Here is a 16,799-nt window from a genome sequence, read left to right as displayed (position 1 = left end):
CTCTAATCCCTCGGCAATGGAAACCGGTTCGATACCCGTCGCGTCCTTGCCGGGTGGGTTCGACCTGCAATCGACCGTCGAAAGCGGTCAGAGCTACCTCTGGCGGCGCGAGGATGGAAAAATGTACGAGACGACGCACGCCTACGGCGAGTCGGCGTGGTACTACACCGTCGTCGAGGAAGAAGTCGTCCGCGCCCGCCAACGGGATGGACAAATCGAATGGCAGGCGACGACCGACGCCGAACCGCTGCTGTTCGACCTGCTCCGCCTCGACGACGATTTGGACGCCATCGTGGAATCGACCCCGGACGACCCGCTCGTCGAATCGGCCTACGAGGAGTACCGCGGAATGCGAATCGTCCGCGACCCGTTTTTTCCCTGTCTCATCTCGTTCATCTGTTCGGCGCAGATGCGCGTCGGGCGGATTTACGGGATGCAGACCGCGCTCGCGCGCGAGTTCGGCGACGAAATCGAGTTCGACGGAAGAATCTATCACCAATTCCCGACGCCCGAGCAGTTAGCGACCGCGACGGAGGACGATCTGCGCGGGTTGAATTTGGGCTATCGCGCACCCTACGTCCGAAAGACGGCGGAACTCATCGCCTCGGGTGCGGCCTCCGCGGAGGACGTTCGAGGGAAAGAGTACGAGGACGCCCGCGACGCCGTGCAGGTGTTCGTCGGCGTCGGCGATAAGGTGGCGGACTGCGTTCTGCTCTTTTCGCTGGATTATCTGGAGGCGGTTCCGCTCGATACGTGGATTCAGAGCGCCATCGAGGAACATTATCCGCACTGCGAGCGAGGGTCGTACGCGAAAACCTCGCGTGCGATTCGGGAGCAGTTCGGCGGCGAGTACGCGGGCTACGCACAAACCTACGTGTTTCATCACTTGCGAAGCTGAACGTTCATCTTCGCGGAGATGCCAGATTGTCGAAAGATATATTCGTTCACCTTCCGGAAGGGACGCATGGCTACTGGCCTCCTCGCGTTCGGACTCGGCTTTCTCGCTCTCGTCCTCGCGTCAAGTATCGGCGCGCTACTCGCCCTCCGAACGTTCGTTTACTGGGAACTCGGACTGTCGAAAAACGAAGTTCGAACCGCAGTCACGCATCTAACCTACGAACGCAGTGACGGGGAGTAACGACCCGAAAACCGGCCCCACAAATTTTGTCGCGTGAAGGAGAACAACCGGATACTCACATGACAGACCGAACTCGCGCGCACGTCTTCGTCTCCGGAACCGTACAGGGCGTCTACTACCGAGCGAACACCCGCGACACGGCACAGGAGCAGGGCGTCGATGGCTGGGTACAAAACCTCTCGGACGGGCGCGTCGAGGCCGTTTTCGAAGGGCCGGAATCGGCCGTAAACGAGATGGTGAAATGGTGCCACACGGGAAGCCCCGCCGCCGACGTGGACGACGTGGAAGTGGAGTACGGCGACCCGGAAGGTGAAGACGGCTTTCGAATTCGGCGGTAAGTCGGGATGCGCTCGCCGGACGGAAATTCACGTTCGGCGGGCGCGAACGAATGCTTTTAAGACCCGCCCTCGGCAACAGTTCGGCATGGCAATCAAACCCGACTACGTCAAGAAGACGGGAACCATCCTGTTGGAGCGATACCCGAACGCGTTCACGAAGGATTTCGACCAGAACAAGGACAGCGTCGAAAAGCTGACCAACATCGGTTCGAAAGGCGTCCGGAACCGAATCGCTGGCTACGTCACCCGGAAGAAAGAATAATCGTTTCCGCGGCAAGCACCGACGCCGTCGAAAGCTACTTGCGAATCCTCTTGCAACCCACTCGCACATGAGTGTCAACGTTGGAATTCTCGGCGGCACCGGAGCGGTCGGACAGCGGTTCATTCAACTCCTGGACGGCCACTCCGATTTCGAACTGGTAGCGATTACGGCGAGCGACGACAGCGCGGGGAAATCATACCGCGAAGCCGCGAAGTGGCGCGTCGATTCTCCGATTCCGGACTGGGTCGGCGACATCGAAGTGCGCGAAACCGACCCGCAAGCGGTGCCGGACGACGTGGATTTACTGTTCTCGTCGCTTCCGTCGGGCGTCGCGGAGGTCGTCGAACCGCGATTCACCGAGGCGGGGTACGTCGTCTCCTCGAACTCCTCGAACTCCCGAATGGCGGACGACGTTCCGCTGGTCATCCCGGAGGTCAACGGCGAGCATTTAGACCTCCTCGAAGTTCAGCAGGACGAACGAGGCTGGGACGGCGCGCTCGTGAAAAATCCGAACTGTTCGACCATCACGATGGTACCGACGCTGGCCGCGCTCGACCGATTCGGATTGGAGACGGTTCACGTCTCCACCCTGCAGGCCGTCTCCGGCGCGGGCTACGACGGCGTCACCTCGATGGAAATCATCGACAACGTCATCCCGCACATCGGCGGGGAGGAGTTGAAGATGGAAACCGAATCGCGGAAACTCCTCGGCTCGTTCGACGGAACCGAAATCGACCACCACGACGTGAATGTCTCGGCCTCCTGCAACCGCGTACCTACCCTCGACGGTCACTTAGAGAACGTCTGGGCAGAGACGAGGAAGGATATCGACACGGATGACGCGCGCGGCGCGTTCGCGGACGCGCCGACGCTCGACCTTCCGAGCGCGCCCGACCCCCTCATCGAAGTGTTCGAGAATCCCGACCGTCCGCAACCGCGACTCGACCGAACGCTCGGCGGCGGCATGCAAATCGCGGTCGGCGGTCTACAGAATACACCGAGCGGACTGCAGTACAACTGTCTGGCTCACAATACGATTCGCGGGGCCGCCGGGGCGAGCCTCCTGAACGGCGAACTACTCGTTCGCGAGGGGTGGGTCTGAAGGCGGTAGTGACAGAACAGTAGAAGATTTATATATTTCCGGGAAATAGAGTTTTCTACCGGGATTTACCGGGAAAACGTATGAAACGAATACTCACAGTTCTCGTCCTCGCTTCGATACTGGCAATCGCATACCGCGTTCGCGGCGGCAACGACACTCCAATCGATACCGACTACTGAACAAACCGAATTTCACATTTTTCGAACTACGACACCGAGTAGCGGAGCAAAACTCCGTCGTCGATTCGCTCAACGCCCGTTAGTTCGAGATTTGAAAATTGCTCGCGCGCGACGAATCCCTCGCCGTCCGCCAGTGTCGGCGCATCGCGCCCGCCGATTATCATCGACCCGACGTACAGTCGCAGTTCGTCCACCAGTCCGGCAGCGAACAGAGAGAAGATGAGTTCGCCGCCGCCCTCGACCATCACCCGTTCGATTCCTCGTTTTTCGAGCTCCGAGAAGGCGACTTCGAGCGAGACGCGGTCGTCGCCCGCGACGACCACGTCTGCACCCGCATTTCCGAGATTTTCGACTCGCTCATTTGGTGCCCCCTCAGAAACGAAGATGAGGGTTTCGGCACGGTCGTCCAGTACTCGGGCGTCCGTCGGCGTCCGGGCGCGTGAATCCGCGACGATTCGGAGCGGATTCGCCCCGCCGTCGGCGGTGAGCGATGGGTCGTCCGCGAGGACGGTTCCGACGCCGACGGCGATCGCGTCGCTTTCGATTCGAAGGTCGTCCATCCGGTCGAAATCGTCTGCCCCGCTGATTGCGACCTGTTCGCGTCGTCGCGAGGAAAGTTTTCCGTCGGCGCTCATCGCGGCGTTGACGACCACGTGCATATCTCCGAATTGGCGGCCCGCGCGAAAACGACTTTCGATGCTATCAGGAACTTTATGCACTTTCCCTCGAACGAATGGAATAATGGTTTCCCCGAAAATGTATCGAGCGTTTTTCGCCGCGCTCATCCTCCTCTGTTCGGCGACGGTGGGGTACGCCTACGCCACTTCCCCGGTTCGAAATTCGGTCGGCGAGTATCACGACCAGTCGAACGTGCCGCTCGACCAGCGCGAATCGGTCGCACCGCAAACCTCGGGTATCACCGTCGTCGCGGGGCACGGAATGGACGGAGAAGAATCCGCCCTCGTCGCCTTTGCGCGGAACGGAACCGTACTATATCACGACGACGCCTACACGGGTTATTTCGACGTAGACCCGATTCCGAACGAGTCGATGACCGTGGAGTACACCGCGGAAAAGCCGCTTTCCGGCCCCCGAGCAAAGGCGTGCGACGCGAAATGCACCCTATCGTTCGTAGAACGGGTGAACTTCACGACCGGCGAAAAAACGCGCGTTTTCTCGCGGGTCATCCCGCAGGACAGGGGCGCAAACTGGCACGACGTGGACAGAATCGACGACGAGAACCTGCTCGTCGGCGACATCCACCAAGACCAGGTGTACGTCGTCAACACCACCACGAACATCACGTCGTGGCGCTGGGACGCGCAGGACGACTTCCCGATAACGGAGGGCGGGCCGTACCCGGTCGATTGGGCGCACCTGAACGACGTGGAGCGCCTGCCGGACGGTCGCTACATGGTCAGCCTCCGGAATCAAGACCAAGTCGTCTTCTTGAACGAGAGCGGTTTGATGGAGTCGTGGACGCTCGGCGGGGAGGACAACTTCAGCGTGCTGTACGAACAGCACAATCCGGATTACATCCCCGAATCGCGCGGCGGCCCGGCGGTCGTCGTCGCCGACTCCGTGAACGACCGCGTGGTCGAGTTCCAGCGCGAAGACGGCGAGTGGAAGCAGTCGTGGGAGTGGAGCGACTCGGACACCGTCTGGACGCGCGACGCCGACCGACTGCCGAACGGTCACACGCTCATCGCGGACACCAACGCGAATCGCGTGGTGGAAGTAAATCGCCAGGGGCAGATAATCTGGGAACTGCCGATTTACTCCCCCTACGATGTCGAACGACTCGGAGCCGGGGACGAGAGCGCGAGAGGGCCGAGCGCGACGCAGGCCGAACTTCGCTCGGCAACCGAACCCATCGCCGACCGCGGCATCTACGAGCGCTCGGTCCACGCGATCTTTTCGAAAAAGACCGTGAGCGGCATGTGGTTCGTCCTGCCGATGTGGGCTGGACTGGGAGAACTGGTCGCGGCGGTTCTCGGGGTTCTCGCACTGCTCGTCTGGGGCGTCTTCGAACTCCGAGAGCTGAACCTGAAAATCGAGACGAAACTACCCATTCGAGTGTCGCGGGAAACGAACGACGACGAACACTTTTAATCCATCCCGACCGAACTTCGAGTGATGAACGTGGACGAACATGCCGAGGCGCTTGCCTCCGACCTCGGCGTCGATAAAGAGGAGGTCAAAGCAGACCTGCAGAACCTCATCGAGTACAGTGTGCCGGTAAACGAAGCGAAACAGAGCCTTCGCCGGAAGTACGGCGACGGGAGCACGGAGAGTTCCGAGCCGTCCTCCGCCGACATCGCGGAGGTGACAACCGACATGGGCAACGTCACGGTGACCGCGAAAGTGCTCACCGTCGGCAAACGCTCGATTCGGTATCAGGGCAACGAACAGGTCATCTTCGAGGGCGAACTCGCCGACGAAACCGAAAAAATCTCCTACACGGCGTGGACCGACTTCAGCCTCTCGCCCGGCGAAGTCATCACCGCGGGCAACGCGGGTGTGCGCGAGTGGGAAGGCAACCCCGAGCTCAACCTCGGGGAAAGTACCAACGTCGCGCGAGAGGGAACCGACATCGACGTTCCCTACGAAGTCGGCGGCGACTCGTCGCTCGCCGACGTGCGCCCCGGCGACCGCGGCGTCTCGCTCGAACTGACAGTGCTCGAAGTCGAGGACAAAGTCATCGACGGACGCGACGGCGAAACCGAAATCAAAAGCGGCGTCGTCGCCGACGAGACGGCGCGCCTCCCATTCACCGACTGGGAGGCGCGCGTCGAACTCGCGGAGGGTGCGACGATTCGCGCTGGCAACATCTACGTCCGCGAGTTCCGGGGCGTTCCATCCATCAACTTCTCGGAGTTCACGACGGTCGAACCGCTCGCCCGCGACGTGGACGTGAACGACTCTGCGACCAAACTGTCCGTCCGAGAGGCGGTCGAAACCGGCGGTGCGTTCGACGTGGAGGTCGTCGGAAACATCGTCGCCGTACGCGACGGGTCGGGACTCATCCAGCGCTGCCCCGAGTGCGGTCGCGTGGTTCAGAAGGGTCAGTGCCGAAGCCACGGCCAAGTGGACGGTGAAGACGACCTGCGCGTGAAGGCGATCGTGGACGACGGAACCGGAACCGTCACCGCGATTTTAGACGACGAACTCACCGCAGAGGTGTACGGCGGCGGCCTCGAACGGGCCCGCGAACAGGCCCGTGACGCGATGGACCAAGAAGTCGTCGCGGACACCATCCGCGAGAAAATCGTCGGCCACGAGTACCGGGTGCGGGGCAATCTCTCGGTGGACGACTACGGTGCGAACCTCGAAGCGAGCGAGTTCGCCGAAACAGACGACGATCCGGCAATTCGTGCGAAAACCCTCCTCTCGGAGGTGGACACATGAGTTCCCAAGGCGGCGCGGGACGACGCGAAGTCGCGTGGCGCGTCTTCGCGGCGGAGTACAACGATTCGTCGTTAGAACACTCCGACAGCGACGAAGAGCGCGCACCGAACTACGTCGTCACGCCGACCGGTGCGCGAATCAATCGGCTGTTCGTCATCGGCGTGCTGACCGAAATCGAACAGGTTGGCGACGAAGTGCTCCGCGCCCGAATCGTCGACCCGACCGGCGGGTTCGTCGTCTACGCGGGACAGTACCAACCGGACGCGCTCGCGTTCCTCGAACGCGCGTCTCCGCCGATGTTCGTCGCCGTGACGGGCAAAGCCCGAACGTTCCAACCGGACGATTCGGACGTGGTATACACCTCCATCCGCCCGGAGAGTATCAACACGGTCGATGCGGAAACTCGCGACCGTTGGTCGGTGCAGACCGCGGAGCAAACCCTCGCCCGCGTTCGAACGTTTGCGCAGGCGTTGGATTCCGGCGAACGAGGAGATGCACTTCAGCAGGCACTCGAAGCAAACGGCGTCGATGACGGCCTCGCGACGGGCGTTCCGCTGGCGCTCGACCATTATCATACGTCAACCCCGTACCTCGCGGGGTTGCAGGACGTGGCGCTCGACGCGGCCAAAATCGTCGCCGGAGAGAAGGACGAGGTGCGCGCACTCGACGCGGAACCCGACGAACCGGGCGAGGCAGTTATCGACCTCGATACGTCGCTCGACGCGCCCGGATTGGAACCTAAAACGGACGCTGCGCCCGTTTCGAAACCGGAGTCGACATCCGAGATGGGGTCAGAAACTGAATCGGCGACCGAATCCGAATCGGAAATAGGGCCGGATTCCGACCCCGAAACGACGACGCCTCCGGCGGAGGCGCGCAAACCCGAATCGGGTGGTGAGCCGATCGATTCCGAGTCATCCAATCCCGAAGCAACCGATTCCGCCGTCTCGGAATCGGAAACCGGTTCAGCCGAAGATGAAACGAAGCGCGAATCGACCAGCGCGAGCGACGAACGGGACGATTTCGAATCGGATGACGAACTCGGCGAGTTCGGTGCGATCGAGTCGGATTCCGAATCGGATGACGGTCTCGGCGATTTCGACTCTGACACGTCCGAAACCGCGGACGAACCCGCCGAATCCAGCGAAGCCGACGAACTCGACGACTTCGACAGTCGACCCATGGGCGAGGACGTGAGCGGCGAGATGTACGAGTTCGAAGAGGGCGAACGCGAACGAATCGAGGAGGAGTTCGGCACCGACTTTTCTACCGGCTCTGAAGTCGAGCCGTCCGGCGAAGCGGGCATCGAGACGCCAACGCCGGAATCGGAAACTGAGCCAGAGCAGGAATCCGAATCTGACCTCGACACCGCCGAATCCGCGGAAGCGGTCGGGCCGGATGCTGACGCAGCTCAGCCGGAACAGACCGAGGCGACCGAATCCGAAGCGGGGCCGGACGAAATCGAGGAACCGGAAGCCGAGGCCGCATCCGAGGCCGAATCCGGCGCGTCAGATTCGACGGAGGAGTCTGATTCCGATACCGAAGTGCCCGGAAACCTCGAAAACACAGTGATGGAGCAGATGAAGGAGTTGAACGAAGGCGACGGCGTCGAGCGCGAACGACTGCTGGCTGCGGTGGTTAACGCCTACGACGTGACGCCCGCAGAGGTTGAAGACGCCCTACAGGACGCGCTGATGGCCGGACGCTGTTACGAATCCGGCGACGACACCCTGAAACCCATCTGATGGCGCTGGTCGAACCGATTCCGGGGGAACCCGCCGCGACCGCCGACCTCGGTAGGGAGAGAGCACTCGTCGTGGCGGACTTCCACGCCGGAATCGGAGACCATCTCCGGTACGAGCAGGGCGTCAACCTCGACAGTAGAGCGAGCGAGCGGCGCGAGCAGATGGACGCTCTCCTCGACCGCACCGACCCGGACAGAGTCGTCTTTCTCGGCGATTTGATGCAATCCATCGCCGGGCCGGGCGGCGCCGAACGCGGCGAAATCGAGGTTCTGCTAGAATCCATCGACGTGCCGGTGACACTCGTCAAGGGCAACCACGACGGGACTATCGAATCGTGGATAGAGTGCGAGGTGACGCCGAGCGATGGTGTGCGGTTGGGGAACGTTGGATTCGTCCACGGCCACACGTGGCCCTCGCGGGACGCGCTTTCGGCGGACGTGGTTTGCGTGGGGCACGAACATCCCTGCGTTCGGTTGGAGGATTCCGTCGGCGGGAGTCGCGTGGAGCGTATTTGGTTGCGCGGGGAACTGAATCCGGAACCCTTTGCGGAGCAGGTGGGGGAGTTGGCCGTGGATGGCGAGTTGATCGTCTTTCCTGCGTTCAACGACTTGACTGGCGGGACGTGGGTGAACGTCGAAGGACAGGAATTTCTCGCGCCGTTTTTGCCGGACGGGTTGGCGGACGGGGAAGCGTATCTGCTTGATGGTGCGCGGTTGGGACGGTACGACAGAATTTGAGACGGCGTAGATGTGCTGGGTTGGTCGAATTTACTGTCGCGGTGGTGCGTGACGGCGAACCTCCGGTTCGCCCGCACGAGGGACGAACGAGCGTAGCGAGGGAGTCGGTTGGGGAGGATGTGGGCGGTTGCGGTTTGATTGGAGTCGGAAGTAGCTAGCAATACCTCCACAAAGTCACACCACACATTTTACGAAAATACTCGTCTGCCAGCAGCTTCACCGAAACCGAACCAAACCAAACGCGCTGGTGTGGGCAACGCGCTTAATTCGTCTGAACCCCTACCCCGAAACCACGAATGAGCGACCAGCAGGCCGCGGGTTCTGCGGCCTTCGCGCGACTCGGAAGCGAGGTTCGGTCGGCGCTCTCGGAACGCGGCTTTTCGACGCCCACCGAACCGCAAAAGCGCGCGATTCCGCCCCTCGCAGACGGCAATCATGGATTGGTTATCGCACCGACCGGAACTGGCAAGACCGAAACGGCGATGCTCCCCGTTCTGGATTCCATCGCGCAGGCGGAGCCGCGGTTCGGCATCTCCGCGCTCTACATCACGCCGCTTCGGGCGCTGAACCGCGACATGCGCGAGCGACTGGAGTGGTGGGGACAGACGCTGGATATCGACATCGACGTGCGCCACGGCGACACGACGGACTATCAGCGCCAGAAACAGGCGAACAATCCGCCGGACGTGCTGGTGACGACGCCCGAAACCCTTCAAGCGATGCTCACCGGGTCGAAGCTGCGAATCGCGCTGGAAGACGTTCACCACGTCGTCGTGGACGAAGTTCACGAACTCGCTAGTGCGAAACGCGGCGCGCAGTTGACCATCGGGTTAGAGCGCCTGCGAGAGTTGTCGGGTGATTTCCAGCGAATCGGACTGTCGGCGACCGTCGGCGACCCGAGGGAGGTCGGGAAGTTCCTCACCGGAAATCGGGGCTGTGAGATAATTGAGGTGGACGTGGGGAGCAAGGTCGATTTTCGCGTCCACGAACCCGAGATTCGAGAGGAGGACGAAAAATTGGCCGGGGAGCTGATGACCAATCCAGACATCGCCAGCCACGTTCGGGCGATTCGGGACATCGTAGACGAACACGATTCGACGCTCGTCTTCGTCAACACGCGCCAGACCGCAGAGGCGTTGGGGTCGCGGTTCAAAGAACTGGGTGCGAACATCGAAGTACACCACGGGAGCCTTTCGAAGGAGGCCAGAATCGACGTGGAAGACCGGTTCAAAGCTGGCAAGATTGATGCTCTTCTCTGCACGTCCTCTATGGAACTCGGCATCGACGTAGGTCGAATCGACCACGTCGTACAGTACCAGAGTCCGCGCGAAGTCGCCCGACTGCTCCAGCGCGTGGGGCGTGCAGGACACCGAATGGACGAGGTGTCAGAAGGCACCATCATCACGTCGCACTCCGACGACGCGCTGGAGTCGATGGCCATTGCACGGCGAGCCGTGGAGGGGGAAGTGGAACCGGCGCACATCCACCACGCGAGTCTCGACACAGTGGCGAACCAAATCGTGGGACTGGTGATGGATTTCGGCGAAATAGACGCCCGGCGCGCCTACGAAATCGTCACCCAGGCGTATCCGTTCCGCAACCTCTCCGAAGGCGAGTTCAAGGACGTGGTTCGGGAACTGAAAGGAAATCGGTTGGTGTGGCTAGACGAGGAACAAGACCGAATCGAGAAATCGGGCAAGACCTGGCAGTACTTCTACGCCAACCTCTCGATGATTCCCGACGAGGAAACGTTCGAGGTGTACGACATGGCGAGCGGGACGCAGGTCGGTACCTTAGACGAGCGATTCGTTCTCAACTTCGCCGAGCCGGGAGAGGTGTTCATCCAGCGCGGCGAGATGTGGCGTATCGCCGAAATCGACGAGGAGGAGAGTCGCGTCAACGTCTCGCCTATCGAAGACCCCGGCGGGGAAGTGCCGTCGTGGGTCGGCGAGGAGATTCCGGTACCCTACGAGGTGGCCCAAGAGGTCGGCGAACTGCGGGCCGTCGCCGGCCCGCAGTTCGAGCGCGGTGCACCCCGAGAAGGCGTCGCGAAGGAGTTCACGAACCGCTATCCGACCGACCTGTACACCGCCGAATCCGCCCTCGAAGGAATTGACAGACAGGCGGAAGCTGAGACGCCGATACCGACGCGCGACCGGCTCGTGGTGGAGTACGCCGCCGGAAAAATCGTCGTCAACGCCTGCTTCGGCCACAAAGTGAACGAGACGCTCGGGCGCGTCCTCTCGTCCCTCGTCGGCCAGCGAACCGGGTCGTCGGTCGGGATGGAAATCGACCCCTACCGAATCGAGTTGGACGTTCCGGCCAACGTCGATGGCCGGGAAGTCACCGCGGTGTTCGAGGAAACCAACCCGGAACACGTCGGCCCGCTCATCGAACTGTCGCTCAAACGCTCGGACACGTTGAAGTTCACCCTCGCGCAGGTGGCCGCGAAGTTCGGCTCCCTAAATCGCTGGGAGGGACAGGGACAGTTCTCGATGGGCCGTTTGCTCGGCGCGCTGGAGGACACGCCGATGTACGACGAAGCGGTCCGCGAGGTGTTCCACGACGACCTCGAAGTCGAGCAGGCGCAGAGGATTCTCCGGAAGATTCGGGCGGGAGACATTGAAGTCGTCACCACGGGTGGCCGAACCCCCGTGGGAAGCGGCGGACGCTCGTCCGGCCGGGAACTGCTCGCACCCGAAAACGCCGACGCCAGCGTCATCGAAACCGTGCGGGAGCGAATCCGCAACGACGAGATGCTGCTGTTCTGCCTGCACTGTCAGGACTGGCGGCGAAAGACGACGGTGAAGAAAATCGACGACCAACCCAAATGCATCCACTGCGGTTCGACGCGAATCGCCGCGCTCAACCCGTGGGCCGACGAGGTGCTCAAAGCGGTTCGGGCCGAGGAGAAGGACGACGAACAGGAGAAGATGACCAGACGGGCGTACAAGTCCGCGAACCTCGTGCAGAGCCACGGTAAGCGGGCAATCATCGCGCTCGCGGCGCGCGGCGTCGGCCCGCAGAACGCCGCGCGAATTATCGCCAAACTGCGCGAAGACGAAGACGACTTTTATCGGGATATCCTCTCGAAGGAGCGCCAGTACGCCCGAACGCAGGCGTTTTGGGATTAGATTCGGTCTCCGACGCGGTTGTTCACCCATCGAACCACACGCCAGCAGAACCAGATTCCGACGACGAGGGCGATTTCCGCGCCCAGAAATTCGGAACCACCGGGGCCGACGAGGGGTTGCATAGCCGAGATATCACTCTGTTCTTCTATCAACTTTCTCGGGACGATTTCCCATCCGACGGTTTCGGCAGACCGACCAACCAACGATTTAGGCAGGCCGACCAACCGCCCGGAACCGCGCCGACGGACTTTCGTGAGCCTGGTGGACTGAAAGGGCGAACGCGCTCCGGGAACCCCGAACCCGCAAGCACTGCAAAGAGCGACCGTAGGGAGCGACTGAAGCGCGCAGCGCGGTTCGCGGGACTGGAGCGTGTGAGGGCTTTCGAAGCAGCGAAACCGCCTGCTGTGTCACCGTTTTCCCCGAACGACGCTAAACGACAAAATCCATTCTTCCGCGATGCAACCAACTAAGCCTTCCTCTCAAAAATAAATCCCCATGACACTGCTTCTGACGGGCTACGAACCGTTCGGCGACCACGACGAAAACCCGAGCGCGGTGGTCGCCCGCGGACTCGACGGCGAGGAAATCGCCGGGCACGAAATCACGGGCCACGTCCTTCCCGTCGAGTTCGAGCGAACAGCGGGCGAAATGCAAACACTCGTCGAAACGCACGACCCGACCGCAATCGCCGCCACTGGACTCGCAGCGGGACGCGCGGGCATCAGCGTCGAGCGCGTCGGCATCAACGTCAACGACTGCGGGAGTACGTCCGACAACGCCGACGCGGAACCGCGAAACGAGCGCATCCGCCCCGACGACCGCGCGGGCTACTTCGCCACGCTCCCCGTCGTTTCGGTGGTCGAGGAACTGCTCGAAAACGGGATTCCGGCGCGCGTCTCGAACACCGCCGGAACCCACCTCTGCAACAACGTCCTCTACTCGACGCGGGCGTATCTAGAGAGCGAAAAACGAGACGTTCCGATGGGGTTCGTTCACCTTCCCTGCACGCCCGGCATGGCTGCGAAGCAGGCCCGCGAGGGAGATGGAACCAGGGGTGCATCCGTGAAACCGAGTCTGTCCCTGTCGATGCAAACCGAAGCGATTCGGCGGACGTTCGAAGTGACGCTCGCGGGCGAGTGAGTATCGCAGACGAGCGACTACTCCGCTTCGTACGCCACGCTCGTCATCGTTCGTTCGACGGGTGGCGCGTTCTGAACCTTCTCGGCGACGACGTGGGGCAGGTCGTCCGGGTCGTCGAGTTCGATTTGTGCGATAACGTCGTAGTCGCCCGTGACGACGTGCGCCGAGGTTACCTCCTCGATTTCGGCGACTTCGCGCGCGGCGTGCAGTACGGACGTCGATTCGGCGCGAATGTGAACGAATTCGTCAGTTATGGTATCTTGTGTCGTACCACGACGAGAACGGTAGTTTTTGCGGCGGAATGTTTCTCCGTAGCTAGTCGAAGATAGAAGACTTATTCCGGTTCGTCGTGACGCGAGGGGTATGGACTGGACGAGTACGCTCTCTGCAATTACCGAGAAAAATCTGTCCCGACGACAGGTACTTGCCGCATTCGGTGGGGGTAGCGTCGTACTCGGCGGTGCGAAAGCGGCGGATAACGTTCTGATTGGTTACGGCGTCCTCGTCGGCACGAACCTACACGACCAAGACCTTTCGGCGGTTGCAGGCGAGCGACTCGAACCGTCGCCGTTCGAAACGACCGTTTCAGGTCATCGAATTCACTTCGACGAAGATGAAATCGAGGTTAAAGACGGAGACGGTTGGGAAGCTATTCCAGTATCAGCATCCGCGGAGGATGCCGACCAGTTGGATGCCGAACTGGAACTCGGTGGACAACCACTCGGTCAGATAGTTGGCGATCTTTCGGCGATTGAGGCCGATGAGTACCGATTCGAATTTCTCGGATACGAGGATTTTTCCGTAGCGTTCGCGGCGCAGAAACACGGCCGTTCACGGTCGAAGCGCTTCGCGGAAATAGGTATCAGCACGTCAAACCGTCGGTGATCGAATCGTTCACTGGAAAGTCCCCGAAACAACCGAAAGCGGTTCTCGAAGGTCTCGTGGACGGCTTTCGGGACGACACGTACTACGACATTCCGCGCTATCTCGCGGGATCAGTTGAGGACAACATCCTCTTCGGGTCGGTTGACCTTCGAGAACATTTTCGAACACCGACGGAATACTCCGCGATGAAAGCCGGAGAAACGGCGGGGATGTTCTGCTACGAATTTACGTGGCGGTCGGTCGAAGCACTCCATTCGGTTCCCGCACACGAACAGGACGTTCCGGTGATGGGTGCGAAGGTGTACGACGAACGCCACAAACACGTCTACACCGGCGTCGCTAGCGCGGTCAAACGAGATGGTGAGTTAGTTATCCCGATGACGTTCGTGGACTACACGCACAGCACGCTGTACGACGATTTGCGGCTCAGGTGGTTGCTCGGAGAGGGACTGGAGGGATACGACAAACGCCACCGCGCAACCGACATCTACTGGCAACCGTAATCGTCGAAGACGTTGAAACCAACGAGAACGCCTCACATTATCGTCGGTTGGACGAACTCCCGCGCCACGTCGAAGTGGCGCGCTTCGATGACGATTTCCTCCGCCCGCTCGTTGGCTTCCTCCGGACTCCACTCGTCTGCGGCCTCTCGGATGGCGCGCATCGAGGCGCTGCGGACGAGTGCTTCGAGGTCTGCACCCGTGTAGCCCTCCAATTCTTCGGCGAGAGAGTCTAAATCCACGTCGTCGCCGAGTGGTTTGTCGTCCGCGTGTACCGAGAGAATTTTGCGCCGACCCGCCTCGTCCGGCGCGGGAACTTCGATGTGTGATTCGATTCGCCCGGGGCGGAGGAGCGCGGGGTCGATGGCGTCCCGGCGATTGGTCGCTGCGAGAACGACGAGATTCGGGTTATCGGTCAGGCCGTCGAGTTCGGTCAGCAACTGCGAGACGACGCGCTCGGTGACTTCGTGCGAGTCGTCGCGTTGACTGGCGAGAGCGTCGATTTCGTCGAAGAATACGATAGCCGGAGATGCCTGTCTCGCCCGGTCGAACAGTTCCCGAACCGACTTCTCGCTCTCGCCGACGTATCTATCGAGCAGTTCTGGCCCGGCGACCGAGACGAAGTTTACGTCGCTTTGGCCCGCCAAGGCCCGTGCGAGAAGCGTTTTCCCGGTTCCGGGCGGGCCGTAGAGCAGGACGCCGCTCGGCGGTTCCGTCTTCGTCGCCTCGAAGAGGTTGGTGTAGGAGAGCGGCCATTCGACCGCTTCGATGAGCGTCTGTTTCGCGTCGTCCAATCCTCCCACGTCCTCGAACGAAATCTCGGGCGCTTCGGCGACGAACTCCCGCATCGCCGAGGGTTCGACGCTCGCCATTGCGGTGTTGAAGTCCTCACGGGTGACTTCGACCGAGAGGAGTTCCTCGTCGTTCGAACCCGCGTCTCTCGCCCGGCGGAGCGCGGCCATCGCGGCCTCCGTAACGAGCGCGTGGAGGTCGGCCCCGACGAACCCGTGGGTCGTCGCTGCGAGTCGGTCGATAGAGACGTCGTCCGTGAGCGGCATCCCGCGAGTGTGGACTTCGAGGATTTCGCGGCGGCCCGCCGCGTCCGGAGCGCCGATTTCGATTTCGCGGTCGAAGCGACCGCCGCGCCGGAGCGCGGGGTCGATGGCGTCAACGCGGTTCGTCGCGCCGATGACGACGATTTCGCCGCGGGATTCGAGGCCGTCCATCAGCGAAAGCATCTGGGCGACCAATCGATTTTCCATGTCGCTTTCGTCGTCTCGCTTTCCGCCGAGGCTGTCCACCTCGTCGAAGAAGATGATGGACGGAGCGTTCTCGCTCGCCTCGTTGAATATCTCGCGGAGGCGTTCTTCGCTCTCGCCCTTGTACTTGCTCATCACCTCCGGACCGGAGACGGAAACGAAGTGCGCGTTGACCTCGTTCGCCACCGCCTTCGCGATAAGGGTTTTCCCGGTGCCGGGCGGGCCGTAGAGTAGGACGCCTTTCGGCGGGTCGATACCCAGTCGGCGGAACAGCGCGGGGTTGGACAGCGGCAGTTCGACCATCTCGCGGACACGGCGCAGTTCCTCGTCCATGCCGCCGATGTCCTCGTAGGTCGCGCCGGTCACCTCCGTCGCGTCCGTCACTTCGCTCGTTTTTCCGGAGGTGGTCGGTATCGCGGAGTCCGCGAGTTTCGATAGGGAGACTTTCACCTCGGTGTCGGTCGTCACGCGGACGGTTCCGTCGGGATCGGTTTTCGAGACGACGAAAAGACCCGCATCACCCAAGCGTTCGATTCGTGCGCGCTCTCCGGCGCTCACCGGTCTGTCGAGTAGTTCACGTTTTGTCGCGGATTCGAGCGTATCTACGTCGTCCAGCGAGAAGTTCGCCTTCGGAACGACGGTAATCGAATCGGCGTCGGAGACGGCGATGGGTCGAACCGATACTTTGTCGCCTATTTTGACGCCCGCGTTGGCGCGGGTTTCGGCGTCGATTTGTACCGTGTTTTCGGGAACCGTACTCGCGGCGGGCCACACCTTGACGACCGTCGTCTGGGTGCCATCGAGGGCGATTGTGTCGCCGCTGAGAACGCCGAGTTGCTGTCGCGCCGTATCCGGAATCCGGGCGATTCCCCGCCCGCCGTCTCGCTTTTCCGCGCCCTTGACGGTGAGGGAAACCGTCGGTTTTTCGGTCATATCGCGTACTCGTCGCCCGACCGTCTTCAGGGTTTCCCG

At 61.6% G+C, this 16,799-nt stretch carries 17 protein-coding genes; 14 read left to right on the top strand and 3 right to left on the bottom strand.

Features of this window, described 5'->3' with window-relative positions; genetic code table 11:
- Nucleotides 1-16: 16 nt before the first annotated feature.
- From LIX15_RS00085 to asd, 5 genes are all read left to right on the top strand, one after another.
- Nucleotides 17-898 (top strand): DNA-3-methyladenine glycosylase family protein, encoded by an 882-nt coding sequence (locus LIX15_RS00085; RefSeq protein ID WP_227775486.1) that lies wholly within the window; start codon nucleotides 17-19, stop codon nucleotides 896-898.
- A gap of 66 nt (nucleotides 899-964) precedes the next feature.
- Nucleotides 965-1,138 (top strand): hypothetical protein, encoded by a 174-nt coding sequence (locus LIX15_RS00080; protein ID WP_227775485.1) that lies wholly within the window; start codon nucleotides 965-967, stop codon nucleotides 1,136-1,138.
- A 59-nt stretch (nucleotides 1,139-1,197) separates the two neighbouring features.
- Nucleotides 1,198-1,476 (top strand): acylphosphatase, encoded by a 279-nt coding sequence (locus tag LIX15_RS00075; RefSeq protein WP_227775484.1) that lies wholly within the window; start codon nucleotides 1,198-1,200, stop codon nucleotides 1,474-1,476.
- 85 nt (nucleotides 1,477-1,561) lie between these two features.
- On the top strand, nucleotides 1,562-1,738 hold the full coding sequence (locus LIX15_RS00070) for a 30S ribosomal protein S17e (protein WP_227775483.1): 177 nt from the start codon (nucleotides 1,562-1,564) through the stop codon (nucleotides 1,736-1,738).
- A gap of 67 nt (nucleotides 1,739-1,805) precedes the next feature.
- Nucleotides 1,806-2,840, top strand: a complete 1,035-nt coding sequence (gene asd / locus LIX15_RS00065; RefSeq protein WP_227775482.1) for an aspartate-semialdehyde dehydrogenase — start codon at nucleotides 1,806-1,808, stop codon at nucleotides 2,838-2,840.
- A 205-nt stretch (nucleotides 2,841-3,045) separates the two neighbouring features.
- Here the strand turns inward: asd and LIX15_RS00060 are convergent, their stop codons facing one another.
- Nucleotides 3,046-3,678: a 2,5-diamino-6-(ribosylamino)-4(3H)-pyrimidinone 5'-phosphate reductase gene (locus tag LIX15_RS00060; protein WP_227775481.1), complete on the bottom strand. Its 633-nt coding sequence runs from the start codon at nucleotides 3,676-3,678 to the stop codon at nucleotides 3,046-3,048.
- An 82-nt stretch (nucleotides 3,679-3,760) separates the two neighbouring features.
- Between LIX15_RS00060 and LIX15_RS00055 the strand changes: the two genes are divergently transcribed.
- From LIX15_RS00055 to LIX15_RS00025, 7 genes are all read left to right on the top strand, one after another.
- The gene (locus LIX15_RS00055; protein WP_227775480.1) at nucleotides 3,761-5,131 is read left to right on the top strand and encodes an arylsulfotransferase family protein; all 1,371 of its coding nucleotides are present in this window, start codon (nucleotides 3,761-3,763) and stop codon (nucleotides 5,129-5,131) included.
- A 24-nt stretch (nucleotides 5,132-5,155) separates the two neighbouring features.
- Nucleotides 5,156-6,427, top strand: a complete 1,272-nt coding sequence (locus LIX15_RS00050; protein WP_227775479.1) for a Single-stranded DNA binding protein — start codon at nucleotides 5,156-5,158, stop codon at nucleotides 6,425-6,427.
- Nucleotides 6,424-8,172 carry a hypothetical protein gene (locus tag LIX15_RS00045; protein ID WP_227775478.1) on the top strand — a complete coding sequence of 583 codons (1,749 nt, stop codon included), beginning with the start codon at nucleotides 6,424-6,426 and terminating at the stop codon, nucleotides 8,170-8,172. The genes LIX15_RS00050 and LIX15_RS00045 overlap by 4 nt, the downstream gene beginning before the upstream one ends.
- Nucleotides 8,172-8,909: a metallophosphoesterase gene (locus LIX15_RS00040; protein ID WP_227775477.1), complete on the top strand. Its 738-nt coding sequence runs from the start codon at nucleotides 8,172-8,174 to the stop codon at nucleotides 8,907-8,909. Before LIX15_RS00045 ends, LIX15_RS00040 begins: the two co-directional genes overlap by 1 nt.
- A gap of 296 nt (nucleotides 8,910-9,205) precedes the next feature.
- Complete coding sequence (locus tag LIX15_RS00035; RefSeq protein ID WP_227775476.1) at nucleotides 9,206-12,043, top strand: DEAD/DEAH box helicase; 2,838 nt, start codon at nucleotides 9,206-9,208, stop codon at nucleotides 12,041-12,043.
- Nucleotides 12,034-12,513 carry a hypothetical protein gene (locus tag LIX15_RS00030; protein WP_227775475.1) on the top strand — a complete coding sequence of 160 codons (480 nt, stop codon included), beginning with the start codon at nucleotides 12,034-12,036 and terminating at the stop codon, nucleotides 12,511-12,513. Before LIX15_RS00035 ends, LIX15_RS00030 begins: the two co-directional genes overlap by 10 nt.
- 25 nt (nucleotides 12,514-12,538) lie before the next feature.
- Nucleotides 12,539-13,183, top strand: coding sequence for a pyroglutamyl-peptidase I (locus LIX15_RS00025; RefSeq protein WP_227775474.1), 645 nt, complete (start codon nucleotides 12,539-12,541; stop codon nucleotides 13,181-13,183).
- Nucleotides 13,184-13,200: 17 nt separating this feature from the next.
- Here the strand turns inward: LIX15_RS00025 and LIX15_RS33110 are convergent, their stop codons facing one another.
- Nucleotides 13,201-13,365, bottom strand: a complete 165-nt coding sequence (locus LIX15_RS33110; protein WP_368410698.1) for an Lrp/AsnC ligand binding domain-containing protein — start codon at nucleotides 13,363-13,365, stop codon at nucleotides 13,201-13,203.
- A gap of 181 nt (nucleotides 13,366-13,546) precedes the next feature.
- Here LIX15_RS33110 and LIX15_RS00015 point away from each other — a divergent pair, with 181 nt between their 5' ends.
- Both LIX15_RS00015 and LIX15_RS00010 read left to right on the top strand, forming a co-directional pair.
- Complete coding sequence (locus tag LIX15_RS00015; RefSeq protein WP_227775473.1) at nucleotides 13,547-14,068, top strand: hypothetical protein; 522 nt, start codon at nucleotides 13,547-13,549, stop codon at nucleotides 14,066-14,068.
- Nucleotides 14,065-14,571: a hypothetical protein gene (locus LIX15_RS00010; RefSeq protein ID WP_227775472.1), complete on the top strand. Its 507-nt coding sequence runs from the start codon at nucleotides 14,065-14,067 to the stop codon at nucleotides 14,569-14,571. The genes LIX15_RS00015 and LIX15_RS00010 overlap by 4 nt, the downstream gene beginning before the upstream one ends.
- A 32-nt stretch (nucleotides 14,572-14,603) precedes the next feature.
- Here LIX15_RS00010 and LIX15_RS00005 read toward each other — a convergent pair whose 3' ends face one another.
- The gene (locus LIX15_RS00005) at nucleotides 14,604-16,760 is read right to left on the bottom strand and encodes a CDC48 family AAA ATPase (protein ID WP_227775471.1); all 2,157 of its coding nucleotides are present in this window, start codon (nucleotides 16,758-16,760) and stop codon (nucleotides 14,604-14,606) included.
- Nucleotides 16,761-16,799: the final 39 nt, after the last annotated feature.

It is taken from the genome of Haladaptatus pallidirubidus (assembly GCF_020700235.1).
Lineage (GTDB): Archaea > Halobacteriota > Halobacteria > Halobacteriales > Haladaptataceae > Haladaptatus > Haladaptatus pallidirubidus.
This window is presented reverse-complemented; position numbering and strand designations above follow the sequence as displayed.